Raw genomic sequence first — 16,967 nt, 5'->3', positions numbered from 1 at the left:
CCTTTAAGGCTACCAAGGAAAGCTCAGCTGCGAACATGGACGTCCTCATTCAATGATACTGTTTCCCGTTGTTGCGGGAGCGATGGTTTATTGATAGTCGCGCTATTAGCCTAACATTCCGCAAATGATTCCCAAGCAAAGGGGAGGAGAGGCGTCATCGGCGTGGAGCCTGACCTGTTGCCTTGCGGTGCGGTGCTCGCCGGTTTTGGCCGGCGTTGCTCGGACAGGCTATAATGATGCCAGGAGGTGCAAGCCCATGGTGACGAAGGCGAACTGGATTCGCCACATTGCTATCGTACTCATACCGTCCCTGCTCATCGCCGCCTACCTTGTGGCCAAGCCGCACGAGACGAAGCCGAAGGCGCCGGACGACAGGCTGCAATGGAGCGCGAAAGCGACGGCGTATACGCCGCTGAAGGGAACCCCGCGCGCGCCCGAAGGACTCGCAGGTGCTGCCCGGCGTCTTTTCATCCCGCCGGATTCGCTGGACGCTTCGCTCCAGGTCAGCATCCGCCTAAAGCCGAGCGGCCGGCCCGACAGCCCGTCCGTCAACCCGAGCGGCAGCGGTACTCTTACGGTACGCGGCGTCAAATACTCGTTTCTCGTCGATTCCACCTCGACGCTGAGCCGCTTCCGGCTTGCCGACGGATCCTTCTTCGTGCGCGGTCCGCTGGACATCGTCATTACGACCCCGGACGGGGAGCAGCGGGCAACTCTTGGCGTAGGCTCCGTAGTGGGCACTCAGGAAGGTACCTGGACGTATACGAACACGGATGGGCAAGGCAGCGTTCTGTTCGGTAACGGCTACAGCGCCGCCCATACCGACGATATAGCCGCAAAGCAGTAAGCCTCTCTCCGGATGGCTGCCGCCTGACTGCTGCCCACCGGCATCACATCGATCGATGTAAGGGAGTGTGGCGGCGGCGAGCAGACGCATCGATGTAAACGCCAGCCGGGACCGCATGAAAGTGACCGTAAACAGCCTATCTTTTCTTCGACTGCAGCTCTTTAAACGCGACAAAATCTTTCTGCATATCCGGAACTTCCCGAACGATACTCTCGAAAAACAGGAACAGCGAAAACATCTCATCCTGGTCTAACGTGATACTTTTGGCGGGCATGATGTAGTGGTCTTCGACTTTTTCCGGCACGAGCAGCGTTAACGAGCGCAGCTTGCTGAAATCCTCCAGGAAGCTGGCTACTTTTCTTGTCATCCCGTATGACGATTCCAGGGTGCATACTTTGGACATTTGCATGGCACCGCCCCCATCCTTGGCTATAGTAAATTGTATAGCTGGAACGAGCATATATGCAGGAAAGACGGACATAAAAAATAGCGAACCGCCATCGTCCTTTCCGATACGGTCCGCTATCTTGATCTATTTGGAAGTGGCTTTCCGCTAAGCCTTGACGAGCGGCAGCATGACGTCGAGCTCTTCGACGCAGTCCGGCTCCTCGTGCGCGATGCTGTTGACGAGCGGCGTGACCGGGTAAGCGCGCATCGTCTCGGCCGGGGCGGGGCGGAGCAGGAAACGCAGCCGGTTTTTGTCGGTAAGCGACGGATCCAGCCATTGATCGATACCGTCCTGGTCGAGAATGACCGGCATCCGGTCGCTCATCGGGGAGACGAGCCGGTTCGGCGCGGTCGTGAGCAGCGTGCATGTGCGCAGCTCGTAATCGCCCTGCGGCGCCCGCCACACCTCGAAAATGCCGGCCATGCCGAACACGCGCCGGTTCGTCGTCACGACGCGCATCGGCTGCCGCCTCCGGCCGTCCTCGCTTGTCCGCCATGCGTAAAAGCCGTCGCAAGGAATGATGCAGCGATTTTTCGTGTAAATCCGCTTCAGCGCCCGCTTTTCGTCGGCCGTCAAACTGTCCGAGTTGACCGCGTCCTTGCCCCAGAACGGCACGAGCCCCCAGCGGAACTCATCCAGCCACCGCTCCTTCCCGCTGGCGACAATCGCCGGGATCGACTGCGTCGGCGACACATTGTAACGCGGCTTGTAGAAAACGAGCGTTTTGTCGATGCGGAATTCCCGCACCAGCTCGGGCATATCTGTGGTCAAAGAAAATCGTTCGCACATCGGCGAGCACCACCTTTAATGTTTTTTCCAGTATTTGCTCGCCTGCGAATATTATGCGTCGATTGCTCCAACCCTTCCTCCATGCAAAACGGCGCCGTACCCGCTCTCGGGCACGGCGCCGTCCGCTATTCTCGCAGCGGTGCGGCATAGGCGTTCAAAATGGCGGCAGCGAGCGGTTTGTATGCCGCCGGCAGCCGGACTTCGGCGAGCTGAAACACCGCTCCGCCGTCATGCTGCTGATAGGCAACTCCGTCGGTAACCAGCTGCGTTTCTTGCCGGTCCTTATCAGGCTTGAGCGTATAGGCCATCAGCTGCGACGACAAAGGCGTACGATTGGCGAAATCGGGCCCCTGGTCCGGAGTAAAGCCTTGCTCTTCGGCCCACCTCGCCAGCTCCGGAAAGTACGTGCCGATGGACGGCACGGCGCAGCCTTGGCAGCCGCCGTTATCGAAGTAGCGGACGTACGAGCCGTCCGGGTGCGGCGGTTCCAGCTGCAGGCCGGCCGAGCCGTTCGCGCCGACGACAGCTCCGCCCGCCCGAACGATCCAGCCTTTCGGGGCGAGCAGCAGCACGCCGTGCACGTCGTCAAATATGTTCATCCAGTACGCCTCCAGCTTGCTGCGCAGCTCCTTGGGGACGGTATACGCCTCGAGCTTGAGGGGCGCTTGCGGCGCAAGAGACGGGCGATGGTCCGGATCGTCCACTCCGCGATTCGGCTGAACGCAGCGCAAAGGCAACGTATGGGCGCTTGAGCCCCGGCCCAGCGTCAGAACACCGCAATCGGCGATGGGCGGCGGCTCCGCCGTATCGCTTGCGGCAGCACCGCCACCGCCAACACCAGGTTTGCCGACGCCAACAGCAGCACCTCCGGCGCCAGCACCGGGGTTTCCGTCGTCGCCCACTGCAGAACTGCCATCCTCAACATTGGCTTTACCGTCCCCAGCGGCGTAACCCCCGGATGTACCGTTTAATTCCTCATTGCCTGCTCCGCCGCTCCCGCCCGCCGTTCCTGCTCCGGCAAATACGGCCTTCGCTGCCGTCGCCATGCCGCCCGAGCCGGAGCCCGCCTCCGCCGCCCCGGCCCCGGCAGATCCCGCATCCGTTCCGGCTTGGCCAGATTTACAGCCCGCCGCAAGCAACAGCAATGCGAGCAAGACGGTTGCCCAAGCGCCCTTTTTTCGCATTCCCCGATAACTCCTCTCCGCTCGATGCCGTACCATAATTATAGCTGTTTTTTCCGTTGACAGCTTCCTTCGCGTAATGGTAAAGTTCACATGTAAGGTCATTTCCATTTCCTAACATCGCTGCAAACCGAAAGGATGGTACCGTCATGCGAATGAATGTGCTCCATGTACCGATTGTACAACCGCATATACGGCTTCGTAACCCATCCGCGCTATTTCGCTGACGATCTCGCCCGCCCAGCGGCACAACACCCGACTTATCCGGCGCTCGGTTACGATGCTCGTAATCAGGCGCCTTTTATTATGCCCGGCTGCAGGCCGGCATTGGTCCGGCCATCGGACTAATAGGCGTATCGCACCCTTATGCGGTATGCCTTTTTTGCTCCATCAGAAAGTATAAACTGGCCGATATTTGGGCTGATTCCGTGCGAGAATCGGGGAGCCGCCTGGAACGGACGGCCTAGGCCGGTTCTTCTTACCGGTAAAGAAAGTTTAAGTTCTGTGAAGCGATAAAGCGAACAAAAGAACATTCTTTACGGCATGCAAAGCTTCCCCGCTTAAGAAGCGAGTTTTGCTACGCAAAACTTGTAGGTCGCTCATCATCGAAAAGGCTTCGAAAGAAGCTTTTCTTATCCCGTATGTACACGCTGCGTCCCCCGAGCCCGCCCGTTCAGGAAGGAGAGAACTCATAATATGTTTATCGTGCTTAGAAAATTGGCCTGGTACTTCCGCCTGGAGTGGAAAAGGTACACGATCGCGGTGCTGCTGCTGGCGCTGGCCGGAGTTATCGACGTTATCCCGCCGAAGCTGATCGGCTACTCGATCGACGGCTTGCAGCAAGGAACGCTCGGAGGAGCGAAGTTCTACGCCGTCCTCGGCTTCTGGGCCGCGATCACCGTCGTCGGCTACGCCATCACGATCGTCTGGCACTACAAGCTGTTCGGCGGCGCGTTCGTGCTTGAGCGGCTGCTGCGCAACCGGCTCATGCGGCATTTTGTGCGGATGACGCCAACGTTTTACGAGAAAAACCGGACCGGCGACCTGATGGCGCGAGCGACGAACGACCTGCGCGCCGTATCGACGACGGCCGGCTTCGGCATCCTCACGCTGATCGATTCCAGCCTGTTCATGGCGACGATTCTGATCGTGATGGTCGTGCTCATCTCGTGGAAGCTTACGCTGGCAGCACTGCTGCCGCTGCCGATCATGGCGGTGGCGATGAAAATTTACGGCGGACGCATTCACGAGCGGTTCATGGCCGCCCAAGACGCATTCGGCAAAATGAACGACGACGTGCTCGAGACGATCGCCGGCGTCCGGGTGATCCGAGCCTTCGTGCAGGAGCGATCCGCCGAAGCCAAGTTCCGCGAGCTGACCGACGACGTTTACCGCAAAAACGCAGCGGTCGCTACAATCGACTCGCTGTTTGAGCCGACGATCAAAATTCTGGTCGGGCTCAGCTACTTGATCGGCCTGTGCTACGGCGGCTACCTCGTGTTCCGCAGCGAAATTACGCTCGGCGAGCTCGTCTCGTTCAACGTTTTCCTCGGCATGCTGATCTGGCCGATGTTCGCCATCGGCGAACTGATCAACATTATGCAGCGGGGCAACGCGTCTCTCGACCGGGTGAACGAAACGCTTGGCTATCCGGCCGATGTGCAGGATGCGCCGCAGCCGATGCCGGTTGCGGTGCCGGAGACGATCTCGTTCGAGCATGTGACGTTCCGCTATCCGTCGTCGCCGATCGACAATCTCGTTGATGTCTCGTTCAAGCTGCGGCGCGGGCAGACGCTCGGCATCGTCGGCCGAACGGGCAGCGGCAAAACGACACTGCTGCGCCAGCTGCTGCGCGAATATCCGCTCGGCAGCGGGACGATCGCCATCTCCGGAGTGCCGCTGAAGTCGATCGCCCTCGAGCAAGTGCAAGGCTGGATGGGCTACGTGCCGCAAAACCCGATTCTGTTCTCGCGGACGATCCGCGAGAACGTTTGGTTCGGCCGCCCGGCCGGCAGCGACGACGAGCTCGAGCAGGCGCTGGACCAGGCGGCGTTCGCAAGCGACGTGCAATATTTGCCCGACGGGCTCGAGACGCTCGTCGGAGAGAAGGGGGTCGCCCTCTCCGGCGGCCAGAAGCAGCGCGTATCGATCGCCCGGGCGCTCATCGTCGAGCCTGAGATTTTGCTGCTCGATGACGCGTTGTCCGCTGTGGATGCCAAAACCGAAGCGCACATCATCGAAGCGATCCGCCGCGAACGCGCCGGCAAAACGACGTTCATCACGACGCACCGGCTCTCCGCTGTGCAGCACGCCGACCACATTCTCGTGCTCGACGAAGGGCGCGTCGTGGAACAAGGTACGCACGAGGAGCTGCTCGCCCTCGGCGGCTGGTACAAGGAGCAGTACGACCGCCAGCAAATGGAGCAGCAAATCGAAACGTAAAGCATGAAATTCAAGCAAAGTAGGTGAAGCCTGTGACAACCAACCGACAGACGGGCAGGCGGCTATTTCAATATGCATGGACGTTCCGCAAGCCGATTTTCCTCGCGCTGCTGCTTTTGGCGGCGGCGGTTTGCGCCGAGCTGGCCGGACCGCTCATCGCCAAAAGGATGATCGACAACAACATTCTCGGCATCGAGAAAACGTGGTACGAGACGACCGGAGCGGGCAAGTACAGCGTGAACTATCAAGGCAAGCAGTATATCCGGGAAGATCACGTTTCCTATGCCGACAGCGGCCAGGGGAAGCAGGTCCGGGTGCTGCAGATCGGGCGCAAATACGTATTCTTGGGCGGCCAGCTGGCGTTCGACGGCGAGCGGACGCTAAGCGGTTCAACCTTAACCGTTCACTCCAAGGACGGAAGAGAGGCCAGCTATACGGTCCGGCAGCTTTCCGCCGGCGAGCTGTTCGCCTTCTACCGGCCGGAGTTCGGCGGGATGATGACGCTCGCTGGCGCCTATTTCGGCTTGCTGCTGCTCGTCGCCCTGTTCACGTTCGGACAGCGCTATTTGCTGCAGACGACGGCGAACCGCATTATCCAGAACATGCGCAACGATGTGTTCGCGCACATCCAGAAGCTGCCGATCCAGTACTTCGACAACTTGCCGGCGGGTAAAGTCGTCTCCCGCATCACGAACGATACGGAAGCGGTGCGCGAGCTTTACGTCGCGGTGCTGGCGAACTTTTTCTCCGGGATCATCTATATGGTGGCCATTATCGGCGCGCTGTTCCTGCTCGACTACCGGCTGGCGCTCTTCGCGATTCCGCTCGTGCCGCTGCTGTACGTATGGATCATCGTTTACCGCCGTTTCGCCGTCCATTACAACCAACAAATCCGCTCGCGCCTGAGCGACATTAACGGCATGATCGCCGAATCGATCCAGGGCATGCCGATCATTCAGGCGTTCCGCCGGCAAAAGGAAACGCTGCGCGAGTTCGGCGAAATGAACGACCAGCATTTCCGTTTCCAGAACAAGCTGCTCATGCTGAACTCCATTACGTCGCACAATCTCGTCAACGTCGTGCGGAACGTTATTTTCCTCGCGGCGATCTGGATGTTCGGTGGAGGCCTGCTCGGCGCAGCGATAACGGTGGGCATGCTGTACGCGTTCGTCGATTACATGAACCGGATGATGCAGCCGATCGTCGGCATCGTCAACCAGCTGTCCAATATGGAGACGGCCATCGTCTCCGCGGAGCGCGTGTTCGAGTTGATGGGCGAGCCGGGCATCGACGTTATCGACGGGACGATGCCGCGCTACCGCGGCAATGTCAGCTTCGAGCGCGTGACGTTCGCGTACAAGGGCGAGGAGTATGTGCTGCGCGACATTTCGTTCGAGGCGAAGCACGGCGAGACAGTGGCGCTCGTCGGCCATACAGGGTCGGGCAAAAGCTCGATTCTGAACTTGCTGTTCCGCTTCTACGAAGTCGGCGACGGACGCATTCTGATTGACGGGCGCGATTTGCAGCAAATTCCGAGGCAGCACTTGCGGCATCATATGGGCATTGTGCTGCAGGACCCGTTCCTGTTCACAGGCACGATTGCCTCGAACGTGTCGCTGAACGATCCGCGCATTACGCGCGAGCAGGTCGAGAAGGCGCTGCGCGACGTCGGCGCGTACGACATGTTCGCGGCGCTGCCGAAAGGCATCGACGAGCCGGTCATCGAGAAGGGCGCGACGCTGTCCGCCGGCCAGCGGCAGCTGGTCTCGTTCGCGCGGGCGCTCGCCTTCAATCCGGCGATCCTCATTCTCGACGAGGCGACGGCCAGCATCGACACGGAGACCGAAGCGATTATCCAGGCGGCGCTCGATGTGCTGAAAAAAGGCCGGACGACGTTCATCATCGCCCACAGGCTGTCGACGATCCGCAGCGCGGACCGCATTCTCGTCCTCGATCACGGCCGCATCGTCGAACGCGGCAACCACGACGAGCTGATGGCGCTGCGCGGGCGCTATTATCAGATGTATTTGCTGCAGTCGGGCGAAGATCCGAGTGCAGACCGGATTGCGGCGAACATGACGTAACGAGGTATATTCGGATTGAAATCCACCTTGCCGCCAACAGGAGGCGAGGTGGATTTTTTTCCTGTTATATTCCACTAAGAGGGAAAAATCAGTAAACTACATATAACCATATAGACTCTTAGGGGGGCCAACATGTATATCTCGCATTACGGTGCAAGCCGGAGCGTCTGGCTGAGTCCGGACATCCGGTTCGGGCGCAACCGCCTGCTGCATATGCTGATTTTGGGGTATGCCGCTTTCTGGGCGTGGATGGCCGTCGCTCCTTACAACCGGTTTGACTGGCTGCTGGAAAACTTGCTCATCTTTGTTGCCGTGGCTGTTTTGACGGTCACGTACCCGTTTTTCCGGTTCAACAATTTGGCTTATGCGCTCATTGCCGTTTTTCTTGCTCTGCACACGTACGGTGCGAGCTTTTCGTACAACACGACTCCGATCGATATGCTCATGCATCGCTATTTCGAGCTGCAGCGGGACATGTACGACCGCGTCGTGCACGCCTCGTACGGGCTTTTGCTGGCGTACCCGCTGTTCCAGTTCATGAGGCGGGTCGTGGGGCTGCGCGGGTTTTGGTCCTATGCGCTGACGGTGACGACGATTCTGGCGACGGGGGCGTTTTACGAGCTGATCGAGATGTGGGTGGCGAACATCGTAGCGCCCGAGATCGGCGTTCTGTTTCTCGGCACGCAAGGGGACGTGTGGGACAGTCAGCACGATATGGAAGTCGCCTTGTACGGGGCCGCCGTCGCGATGGTTATCACGGCCCTGGCGCGTGCCGTCAGGCGTCTTGATTAGAGGACGGTGCGGCTGCAGGGTGCAAGCCAGAGCTTACTACCAATTAGGAGGATAACATGTTATGACCAATGAAACTGTGAAATGGCTAAGCCGCATTCAGCTCGTTATCGAGGTTGTGGTGGCCGCGGGCTTCCTGCTCGGCCTCATTCCGTTCGTCTACGCGTGGTCCGGCGGCTTCGTGCTGCCGCTCACCGTCATTAGTCTCGTGCTGGCGTTCGTGCTCGGCAACGGCACGGGGCTGTACACGATCATCAACGTCGTACTGGCGCTGCTCAGCTTCGTTCCGGTGCTAGGCTTCGTTACGCGCATTGCCGGGGCGTTCGTCTCGCTGCTCAGTATCAATGCGATCCGGCGCCGTATCGGGTAAGGCGTTAGTCATCGGCAAAATCCCCCGGACGCCGCTCCTGGCGACCGGGGGATTTTTGCTGCGGGCCGGCGGGTGCCTGACCGGGCCCGGGATATTTTTCAGGTGAAGAAGGTTATTATCGTAACTCAGCGTTACCATCTGCAGCGGGCCGTATACGAAGCGCGAAGGCTCGGTTTGGACGCGTACGGCGTCGCCTCGGATTTGCAGCGGTACGCCGGCGCCGGCCGGTTCGAGCTGCGCGAAATTGCGGCGCGGAACAAAGATTTTTTATGGGTTAACGTGTGGCGCCCGAAGCCGACCTATCTGGGCGATCCGATTCCGGTTGCGGGAAGCGGCGCGCTCACCGACGATAAGAAGCAATGAGTGTACCGAGCAGCGGGGCGAGTCGCTTTGCGTACATCTCGGATAAGCTCTCCGCTATTGCTCCAGTAGCAACTGCAGAAGTATTTTCGCAAAATGAGTGCTGTAAGTGCCTGGAGGGCAATTGGAACAGCACCCGGTGCCGCGATTCTGTGAAAATGCCTCTGCAGGTGCTCTAGGCGCAACTGCAGAAGCATTTTTCGTGAAACGAGAGCTGTAATTGCTTGGGGAGTAATTGGAGCTGAAGGATCAAGAGTTGCAGTCTATCGTCGCTCCATCCTTACGAGCAGCAGCAGCAAAACGATCCCGAGCGCGGTGGAAACCGCGAAGCTGACGTAAGCGGCATGAATCGTATAACGGTTCAGCAGCGCGCCTCCGACCAACGTGCAGATCCAGTTGCCGAGGCCGTTGCCGGCCATCGAGTAAAGCGAGACGGCGGTAGCTCGGACGCCTTCGGGCGAAATCAGATACACGTAGCGAAGCGCTGCGGGGATGAACAGTCCGATGCCGAAGCCTTGCAAAAGGGAGGTCGCATAAATGACGGCGAGCGGCACCTCGAAGCCGTACAGCAGCCAGCGCACGCCGGCTACCGCCGAGCAGGCGATCAGCACCGAAAGCAGCCCCCACCGTACGACAAAATGCTCCGACCAGCGCATGAACGGAATTTCGCTGCCGGCGGCGATCAGGAAGGCAATGCCGAGTCCGGTCAAGCTGCCGCCGGCGTCCTTCATCAGCATGCCGAAATAGTAGTTGTTCGACAGCATCGGGCCGAAAATAAGGAACGAGGCCAGCAGGAATACGCCGTAGCGCGGCAGGCGCAGCAATACCTTCAAGTTGGCGCGCAGGCTGACGCGGAAGCCGGCGGCCTCGTTCGGCAACAGCAAGGCAAGAATGCCGGACAAAGCCGTCGCTGTCATGAAGGAGAAGAGGGAAACCTGCAGGCCGTACGCGTCGGAAAGCTTGCCGATGGCGAACACCGAGACAGCGAAGCCGGCTGCCCCCCATAGTCCGAACGACCCGTAATGTTTGCCCGTGCGCGTGGCGTAAGCATCGTAAGGCTGTCAATGAGCGGCATGGCGGCGCTTTGGACGATGGCCAGCACGGCGAGGGCGCCGGCGGCCATGGCGAACGAAAAGTCCGTTATCCTCAGCAGGGACGCACTGGCCAAGACGCTGAGCCAGACGGTAGCGCCGAGTACGGCCTTCGGTTTTTGCGTAGCGTCGCACAAGAGCCCCCACAGCGGTTGGAAGGCGATGGACAAAATCGGATTGAGCGACAGCAGCAGCCCGATCCCGGCGCCGTCGAAGCGCCCGTTTTGTTGCAGGACGAGAGCCAGAAACGGAAACAGCGCGCCGTATCCGAAAAAATAAATAAAGTAAAAGCCCGAAATGCTTAAACTATAGCGCATTTGCATCAAATGTGATGTCCTTCCCGGGGAAAGGTAGCTAGGTATTCTTTGTATTAAAACGGAAATACTGTCGCCTGTCAAACGGCGATTGCGCTGCATTGCGCGGCCAGGCAGGGATGAGGCGGATGACGGCTGTACGGAGGTCGTGGTAGGATGAAGTCGCAATTCATTCGTGGAAAAGGAGGGGGACCGCGATGAAGCTCCACGCCTATATCGGAGATACGGGCGCATGCTCGCGCCGGGAGGCGCAGCGCTGGATCAAGGCGGGACGGGTGACGGTAGACGGGCGGACGGCGGATATCGGCACGGCCTTTACGGAAGCGTCGGACATCCGCGTCGACGGCATCCCGCTCGGCCCGCGCCGCCCATACGTTTACGTGATGCTGAACAAGCCTGTCGGCATCGTATGCACAACAGCTGCTCACGTCGAGGGCAATATTGCCGGTTTCTTGAAGCACCCGGAGCGCCTGTCCCCGGTCGGCCGCCTGGACAAGGAGTCGGAAGGGCTTATTTTGCTGACCAATCACGGCGAGCTATCGCATCGGTTGCTGCATGGGGATCGCGAACATGAGAAGGAATACGAGGTCACCGTCGATAAACCGGTTACCCCAGAGCTGCTAGCCGGTATGGCCGCCGGGGTTCCGATGCTCGGGACCGTGACGAAGCCGTGCCGCACCCGGGCGGTGGGCGAGCGCATGTTTCGCATCGTTTTGACGCAGGGGCTCAACCGCCAAATCCGGCGCATGTGCAAGGCGTTCGGCTATCGCGTCGAGCGCTTGCGCCGGGTGCGCATTCTCGGGCTGGAGCTCGGCGACTTGCCTTCCGGCGCTTGGCGCGAGCTTACCGCAGCGGAACGGGAGGCGCTGCTGCAGCCGCTCGGACTGCTCGCGCCGTAAGGCGGCTTGGCGACAGCGGTGTGGGGCGGCATGTCGGCGCAGCAAAGGAAGAGCGGTCAGCTAGAGCAAGCGAGCGATTCCGCCGAACTGACGCGCAGTGGAGGCTGTTTCGGCTGCTCTCCCGGTCGCTCAAGACTGCATCCTACCACTATCAGTGCAGCAAAGGCCGTGCAGTCAGTTAGAGCAAGCGGCGATTCCGCCGAACTGACGCGCAGTGGAGGCTGTTTCGGCCGCTCACGCCAGTCGAGCAACACTGTATCCTGTCCCTACCGATGCTATTAATGCCAAACGGTCCGCCCGAGCGGCGCTTCCGCCAAACCGACGCATAATAGAGGCCGTTCCGGCAGTCGTGCAACACTGCATCCGCCCTCGCATCCCGCATCCTATCGCCTCTGCCGCCACGGCAGAGCGCTTGCGCCCCGCCGCATCGCCCCCGCACGCTTGTGCTCACGCTACTCGCCGTAGTTCATGATCAGCGTTTGGATTTTTTGCAGCCGAATGTATTCGTTCTTCTCCAGCTTCTGGCGGAAGTAGCCGTACAAATAAGCGGCTTCCATGAAGGTTAGCGCCGGATAGCACACCACTTCCTGATTCGAGTACGGATTGTCCATCACAATTTGCCATTCCCCTTCCCGTTCCGGCGACGGCACGGACAACAGCGCATGCTTTTTGTAGGCGGCTACCTGCTCCAGCTCATCCCACAGCTTTTCCCAGGACGGACTGAATGCAGCCGGTTCGGGAAACATCCGCCGTCCCCGCCGCAACAGCTCTTCCACGCGCTCCGTCTCGTCGTCTGCGAACGTACGAAGCAGCGCCCAGAATCCTTCCACAATCGGATAAAACGCCGAATACCCTTTCTCCTTTACCCCCTCGCTCACCCGAGTTTGCACCTCTGCCGCTTCGGCGGCGGCGAACTGCTCGAACCAACCTGTCGTCATGGCAAGCTTCCTTTCGATCCTTCATCAGAAAGTATAATCTGCGCCTTTACTCGGCTGCTTCCGCGCGGCAAACGCGCACGGCCCGAAGGACGGCGCAAGCCGTTTACCTTCGCATCGCCATTTTCCTTAATTTAGCACAGGTTGCCCTTACTGCAAAGATTGGAACCGTACAAAAGCCGCGCAAAAAAATGCGGCGGTCAAGCAGCAACCTTTTGCCGGTTGGCAGCGTCTGGATGTGCAGAAAGCTTGGAGCTGCAGCAGAAGCGAGGCTGAGGACTCCCGAGCAACTCGAAATCAAGGAGGCAAGAACCTGTGAAACTGCTCAAAACGATTGGAACTTTCACGCTCGCCACCGCTTTGTTCGGCTCGCCGCTGGCGATGGCGGACGAAGCCGTTCCCGAGCCGGCGATGCCGGCCGCAACGTCGGCAGCCGCCCCCGCAATCGCGGTCCCCGTCAAACCCGCCGACGAGAAGACGCTCGCCGAAGCGAAAATCACGAAGGAGCAAGCGATCGAGCTCGCCGGCAAAGCCGTCTCGATCCCGGAAGGCTTCACGCTGCAGAACGTCAACCTGTACGGCGGGTCGTACATGCAGCAGGGGCCGGTCTGGAACCTGAACTATGTGAAGAAGCAGGGCGACCAGTACCTCGGCAACCTGTCGGTGCAAATTCACGGCATCACCGGCAAAATGGTCGGCTACAGCACGTACAACAGCGATCCGAGCTACAAGCCGAGCTTCCCGCCGAAGGTCGATTACCAGGGGGCGAAGGACGTTGCCGCCAAATGGCTCGCCAAAGTGAACCCCGAAGCGCTGGAGCAGACGAAGTACAATGACGCGGGCGAACGTGCGGCGAAGCCGCCGCTGCGCGGCTCGGTGCAATATGAGCTCCGCTACGACCGGGTCGTAAACGGTATCCCGTTCCCGCAAAACTTCGTTTCCGTCGTAGTGAACGGCGACGGCGAAGTCGTCGGCTATAACGCCAACTGGACCGATGGCCTGACGTTCGACGACCCGAAAGGGGTACTGGACGCGGATGCGGCGCTGGGGAAGCTGCATGAACAGGCAGAGCCGACGCTCGCTTACATTACGCCGTATTCCGGCAAAAACAAGAAGCCGATCCTCGTCTACGGCATGGGCGTCTACCCGATTGACGCCAAAACAGGCGCCGTTTACACCGGCGGCGGCATCGAGCCTGACCTCAAGCCGAATTTGACGCCGCTTACCGACAAGCCGCTCGGTTCTATTCCGTCCGCTACGCTGAGCCTTAGCAAAGATGAAGCTATCGCCAAGGCAACGCAAGCGTTCCCGTTGCCGGACGGAGCCAAGCTTCAAGACGCCAGCTTCTACGAGAACGTCGACGATGCGACCGGCAAAACGTTCTCCACCTGGAACTTGCGCTGGTCGACGGCGAAGAGCGATATGGACGCCAAAATGGGCTTGCCGACGACGGAAATTTACGCGGGCGTCAACGCCAAAACCGGCGAGATCACCAATTTCAGCCAATACGTGCCCACTCAGAACAATTCGTACGACGTGAAAGTGAAGCAGGACGAGGCGAAGACGAAGGCGATCGAGCTCGTGAAAAAAATGCTCCCGGGCTACACGAACCAGCTCGTGCTGCAAACCATCGCTGCGGACAACGTCATACCGCTGGAAATCGTGAAGCGCGACCGCGGCTACAACTTCACGTTTGCGCGGTACATCGACGGCGTGCGGGCCGGCTATGACAGCGTGAACGTGACGATCGACGGGGAGACGGGCGCCGTACGCAACTATTCGGCGAATTTCTCGCAGCAGGATTACCCGGCGCAGAAGCCGCAAGCGATCGACTCCGTCAAGGCCGAGGATTTGCTCTTCTCGACGTACGATGTGCAGCTGCAATACGTCAACAAGGGATACATGCCGCCTTTCATGCCGATGGGTCCTTTCAGCGACGACTATTACAGAAAGCTGAACTTGCGGGCAGCGTCCGGCGAGGTGGACAACGACAAAACGGACACGACCGCCCATCTCATTTACGCCCTCGTGCCGAAATATGCGAACGGTCCCCAATACGTGCTGAATGCCGAAACCGGCGGGTGGATATCGCCGGAAAGCGGCGATCCGGTGTCGCTCGAGAAGGTGAAGGTAACGGATATCGAAGGCCATTGGGCGCAGCAAGATTTGCAGCTCATGCTCGATTATCAGGCGCTCGACGTGAAGGACGGCAAGGTGAACCCCGACGCTCCATCACCAGGGGCGAGCTGATCAAAATGCTCGTCATCTCGATCAATGGCGGCAACTACGGCATCTATTACGCTGCGAGCAAAACGAACTCGTTCGCGGACGTGAAGAACGACTCGCAGTATTTCCCGTACGTGGAGCGGGCCGTCGATATGCGCATCCTGGACCGCACGGGCGGCGACTTGAATCCTAACGGTACCATTACGCGCGAAGAGATGGCGCAGCTCATCGTCCGGGCTCTCGGGTACGGCAAGCTGGCCGAGCGCGACGGCATTTTCGCCAAGCCTTTCGCCGACGAGGCGCAGCTGAAGCATCCGGGCGACGCCGCGATCGTTGTCGGTCTCGGCATCATGTCGGCGACGGACGGCAACTTCATGCCGGCGCAAAACGTCACGAAGGCGCAGGCCGCCACAGCGTTCGCACGTTACTTGAAGGCGCGCTCCGATCTGGAGAACCGCTCGCCATTCGGACCGATGTATTGATCGGAATATACAGAAAAGAAGCTTCGATCCCGCTATGCTGGCGGGAACGAAGCTTCTTTTTGTTCCTGAGGTTTACTTCAGCGGGTAATCGTAGCGAATGAATCCTCTGTGCTGCGCGATCTTGTCATAAAGAGCGCGAGCGGTGACATTGTTCTGGCGTGTCTGCCAGTAGAACCTGGAAGCGTTATGTTCACGTGCCGCCTGAGCTACCCGCTCAATAAGCGCGCGAGCGACGCCGCGCCCGCGGGCGGCTTCGTCGACGAAGAGATCTTGCAAATAGCAGGAGTCTTCCATCCAAACCGTACGATGAAACAGGTAGTGGGCAATGCCGACCAGGTTTCCTTGCAGATGCGCGCCGAAGCCGTAAACGCCGTCGGCGTTCAGCAGGCGCTGCCAAACCTCATCGTACGTGGAATCGGGGAGTTCGGTCTCATAGAAGGTTTTATAGCCGCGGGCCAGGACGTTCCAGCGGTCGCGGTCCTCCGCTCTCAGCGGCGCTATGTCGAGCGCGATTGGCTCATTCGATAAGTCTGCCAACGGATAATCCTCCTTCCTTTGTTAGCTTCTAGTAACGGGCGATCATAGCGGAACTCCGTTCCGTTATTGCTTAACCGGAGGGACGACGGCAAAGCTTAACGGAACGCAGTTCCGTTATTCGGCTTGTAACAAGGAAAAATTCGTTTAGAACGACGATATAGCGTACTGCCGTTCCGTTATTTTTGGGAAATACTCGGGAAATCGACCGTTAAAGGAACAAATTTCCGTTACCGCCCAGGGAGAGCTGGATGCCTTCAACCCTCGCTGGGGTTGGAGGCATTTTTCGCGAAGTTCTCTACTCCTGGTGCATAGGGCAGTACTTTTTCATCAGTTCCACGATTGCCGCGTCTTCGGCTCCGCCTCTCTCCATAAGCCCCTCCATAACCTTGGTGCGGCGTCCTCCCTTCAGATTTTGTCCGAATTTGAACTTCGCCGTAAGGCTATCGATGGAGATTTTGACCACCGAGACGGCTTTCAGCTCGCCGACGTATTTCGGATCGTCCGGAGTAATAGGGGCATAGCCTCCTTCCGGCTGAAGCTTTTCCATCAGGCCGCTTAATGCCAGCGCTTTTTCGTGCAAGTCCTCGACCCGTTCGGCGAATCCCCTGATGTGAACGGACTTGAAATAGGCTGTCGCGGGGCAAGCCTGCCGCGGATCGCTGAAATAGGAAGGAATAATTGCAAACTCTTTCGCAACCGCAAAACTGACCTTGTGCGAGGCCAATATCTCATCCATCTTGGCGCCTTTCTTGGAGCCGTGGAAGTAAATGTATCCGTTCTGGTAAGTGTAATTTAAAGGCGTAATATGCGGCCATCCGTCCTCTCCATAGGTCCCCAAATAACCGAACGACATCTCCTGCAAAAATTCATCGATTTCCTGCTGCTCCTCAATTGAAAATTCGGATCTTCTCATGTCCACTCCACCTTATTTTGTTTTTTTCCATGATATAGAGGTGGGTGGCAATAGGAAAGAGCCAATAATTGATGAACTTTTATTGGACCACTTTTCAAGCAGGTTTTCAGGTTGCCCAAGAAAGTATGGCTGCACTGCGGATTGGAAATGTGGGTCTCCGGCAATAATTGATGAACTTTTATTGGACCACTTTTCAAGCAGGTTTTCAGGTTGCCCAAGAAAGTATGGCTGCACTGCGGATTGGAAATGTGGGTCTCCGG

General features: G+C 58.8%; 18 protein-coding genes. 9 read left to right on the top strand and 9 right to left on the bottom strand.

Going from position 1 to position 16,967, the window contains the following annotated elements:
• Positions 1-256: 256 nt before the first annotated feature.
• Complete coding sequence (locus SD70_RS21975; RefSeq protein ID WP_041049738.1) at positions 257-847, top strand: hypothetical protein; 591 nt, start codon at positions 257-259, stop codon at positions 845-847.
• Positions 848-983: 136 nt separating this feature from the next.
• Here SD70_RS21975 and SD70_RS21970 read toward each other — a convergent pair whose 3' ends face one another.
• From SD70_RS21970 to SD70_RS21960, 3 genes are all read right to left on the bottom strand, one after another.
• The gene (locus tag SD70_RS21970; protein WP_156158135.1) at positions 984-1,250 is read right to left on the bottom strand and encodes a hypothetical protein; all 267 of its coding nucleotides are present in this window, start codon (positions 1,248-1,250) and stop codon (positions 984-986) included.
• 150 nt (positions 1,251-1,400) lie between these two features.
• Positions 1,401-2,084, bottom strand: coding sequence for an SOS response-associated peptidase (locus SD70_RS21965; protein ID WP_041049735.1), 684 nt, complete (start codon positions 2,082-2,084; stop codon positions 1,401-1,403).
• Positions 2,085-2,209: 125 nt separating this feature from the next.
• Entirely contained in the window at positions 2,210-3,268 is a 1,059-nt protein-coding gene (locus tag SD70_RS21960) for a DUF4850 domain-containing protein (protein ID WP_041049733.1), read from the bottom strand.
• 693 nt (positions 3,269-3,961) lie between these two features.
• On the opposite strand from SD70_RS21960, the gene SD70_RS21955 reads away from it, so the two are divergent.
• From SD70_RS21955 to SD70_RS21935, 5 genes are all read left to right on the top strand, one after another.
• Positions 3,962-5,707, top strand: coding sequence for an ABC transporter ATP-binding protein (locus SD70_RS21955; protein ID WP_041049732.1), 1,746 nt, complete (start codon positions 3,962-3,964; stop codon positions 5,705-5,707).
• A 32-nt stretch (positions 5,708-5,739) separates the two neighbouring features.
• A complete protein-coding gene (locus SD70_RS21950) occupies positions 5,740-7,791 on the top strand; it encodes an ABC transporter ATP-binding protein (protein ID WP_041049730.1) in 2,052 nt (683 codons plus the stop codon).
• A 132-nt stretch (positions 7,792-7,923) separates the two neighbouring features.
• Positions 7,924-8,583, top strand: a complete 660-nt coding sequence (locus SD70_RS21945; protein WP_231571397.1) for a DUF2238 domain-containing protein — start codon at positions 7,924-7,926, stop codon at positions 8,581-8,583.
• Positions 8,584-8,644: 61 nt separating this feature from the next.
• Positions 8,645-8,950 carry a hypothetical protein gene (locus tag SD70_RS21940; protein WP_041049728.1) on the top strand — a complete coding sequence of 102 codons (306 nt, stop codon included), beginning with the start codon at positions 8,645-8,647 and terminating at the stop codon, positions 8,948-8,950.
• 102 nt (positions 8,951-9,052) lie between these two features.
• On the top strand, positions 9,053-9,313 hold the full coding sequence (locus SD70_RS21935) for a hypothetical protein (RefSeq protein WP_156158134.1): 261 nt from the start codon (positions 9,053-9,055) through the stop codon (positions 9,311-9,313).
• Between the two features lie 260 nt (positions 9,314-9,573).
• Here SD70_RS21935 and SD70_RS39370 read toward each other — a convergent pair whose 3' ends face one another.
• Together SD70_RS39370 and SD70_RS39365 are read right to left on the bottom strand one after the other, a co-directional pair.
• A complete protein-coding gene (locus tag SD70_RS39370) occupies positions 9,574-10,287 on the bottom strand; it encodes an MFS transporter (RefSeq protein WP_082053561.1) in 714 nt (237 codons plus the stop codon).
• Positions 10,224-10,724: an MFS transporter gene (locus tag SD70_RS39365; protein WP_269432503.1), complete on the bottom strand. Its 501-nt coding sequence runs from the start codon at positions 10,722-10,724 to the stop codon at positions 10,224-10,226. Before SD70_RS39365 ends, SD70_RS39370 begins: the two co-directional genes overlap by 64 nt.
• Positions 10,725-10,912: 188 nt before the next feature.
• On the opposite strand from SD70_RS39365, the gene SD70_RS21925 reads away from it, so the two are divergent.
• Positions 10,913-11,614 (top strand): pseudouridine synthase, encoded by a 702-nt coding sequence (locus tag SD70_RS21925; RefSeq protein WP_041049726.1) that lies wholly within the window; start codon positions 10,913-10,915, stop codon positions 11,612-11,614.
• 452 nt (positions 11,615-12,066) lie between these two features.
• Here SD70_RS21925 and SD70_RS21920 read toward each other — a convergent pair whose 3' ends face one another.
• Complete coding sequence (locus SD70_RS21920) at positions 12,067-12,552, bottom strand: hypothetical protein (protein ID WP_052487744.1); 486 nt, start codon at positions 12,550-12,552, stop codon at positions 12,067-12,069.
• 312 nt (positions 12,553-12,864) lie between these two features.
• On the opposite strand from SD70_RS21920, the gene SD70_RS21915 reads away from it, so the two are divergent.
• Entirely contained in the window at positions 12,865-14,799 is a 1,935-nt protein-coding gene (locus tag SD70_RS21915; RefSeq protein WP_052487743.1) for a YcdB/YcdC domain-containing protein, read from the top strand.
• Between the two features lie 5 nt (positions 14,800-14,804).
• Positions 14,805-15,257 (top strand): S-layer homology domain-containing protein, encoded by a 453-nt coding sequence (locus SD70_RS33800; RefSeq protein ID WP_052487742.1) that lies wholly within the window; start codon positions 14,805-14,807, stop codon positions 15,255-15,257.
• Between the two features lie 72 nt (positions 15,258-15,329).
• Here SD70_RS33800 and SD70_RS21910 read toward each other — a convergent pair whose 3' ends face one another.
• From SD70_RS21910 to SD70_RS38385, 3 genes are all read right to left on the bottom strand, one after another.
• Positions 15,330-15,794, bottom strand: a complete 465-nt coding sequence (locus tag SD70_RS21910; protein ID WP_082053560.1) for a GNAT family N-acetyltransferase — start codon at positions 15,792-15,794, stop codon at positions 15,330-15,332.
• A 295-nt stretch (positions 15,795-16,089) separates the two neighbouring features.
• Positions 16,090-16,707, bottom strand: coding sequence for a pyridoxamine 5'-phosphate oxidase family protein (locus SD70_RS21905; RefSeq protein WP_041049724.1), 618 nt, complete (start codon positions 16,705-16,707; stop codon positions 16,090-16,092).
• Positions 16,708-16,719: 12 nt separating this feature from the next.
• A partial coding sequence (locus tag SD70_RS38385; RefSeq protein ID WP_231571395.1) for a hypothetical protein occupies positions 16,720-16,967 on the bottom strand: 248 nt, incomplete at its 5' end.

Source organism: Gordoniibacillus kamchatkensis (genome assembly GCF_000829455.1).
In the GTDB taxonomy this organism is placed as follows: domain Bacteria; phylum Bacillota; class Bacilli; order Paenibacillales; family NBRC-103111; genus Gordoniibacillus; species Gordoniibacillus kamchatkensis.
The sequence above is the reverse complement of the archived record's forward strand: the minus strand, read 5'-3'. Positions and strand labels throughout refer to the sequence as shown.

Bases quoted from the DNA above. Each gene is read 5' to 3' on its own strand.
- SD70_RS33800 (WP_052487742.1), top strand. From the start codon at position 14,805: ATGCTCGTCATCTCGATCAATGGCGGCAACTACGGCATCTATTACGCT.
- SD70_RS21960 (WP_041049733.1), bottom strand. From the start codon at position 3,268: ATGCGAAAAAAGGGCGCTTGGGCAACCGTCTTGCTCGCATTGCTGTTG.
- SD70_RS39365 (WP_269432503.1), bottom strand. From the start codon at position 10,724: ATGCAAATGCGCTATAGTTTAAGCATTTCGGGCTTTTACTTTATTTAT.
- SD70_RS21965 (WP_041049735.1), bottom strand. From the start codon at position 2,084: ATGTGCGAACGATTTTCTTTGACCACAGATATGCCCGAGCTGGTGCGG.
- SD70_RS21955 (WP_041049732.1), top strand. From the start codon at position 3,962: ATGTTTATCGTGCTTAGAAAATTGGCCTGGTACTTCCGCCTGGAGTGG.
- SD70_RS21940 (WP_041049728.1), top strand. From the start codon at position 8,645: ATGACCAATGAAACTGTGAAATGGCTAAGCCGCATTCAGCTCGTTATC.
- SD70_RS21945 (WP_231571397.1), top strand. From the start codon at position 7,924: ATGTATATCTCGCATTACGGTGCAAGCCGGAGCGTCTGGCTGAGTCCG.
- SD70_RS21925 (WP_041049726.1), top strand. From the start codon at position 10,913: ATGAAGCTCCACGCCTATATCGGAGATACGGGCGCATGCTCGCGCCGG.
- SD70_RS21970 (WP_156158135.1), bottom strand. From the start codon at position 1,250: ATGTCCAAAGTATGCACCCTGGAATCGTCATACGGGATGACAAGAAAA.
- SD70_RS21975 (WP_041049738.1), top strand. From the start codon at position 257: ATGGTGACGAAGGCGAACTGGATTCGCCACATTGCTATCGTACTCATA.
- SD70_RS21905 (WP_041049724.1), bottom strand. From the start codon at position 16,707: ATGAGAAGATCCGAATTTTCAATTGAGGAGCAGCAGGAAATCGATGAA.
- SD70_RS21920 (WP_052487744.1), bottom strand. From the start codon at position 12,552: ATGACGACAGGTTGGTTCGAGCAGTTCGCCGCCGCCGAAGCGGCAGAG.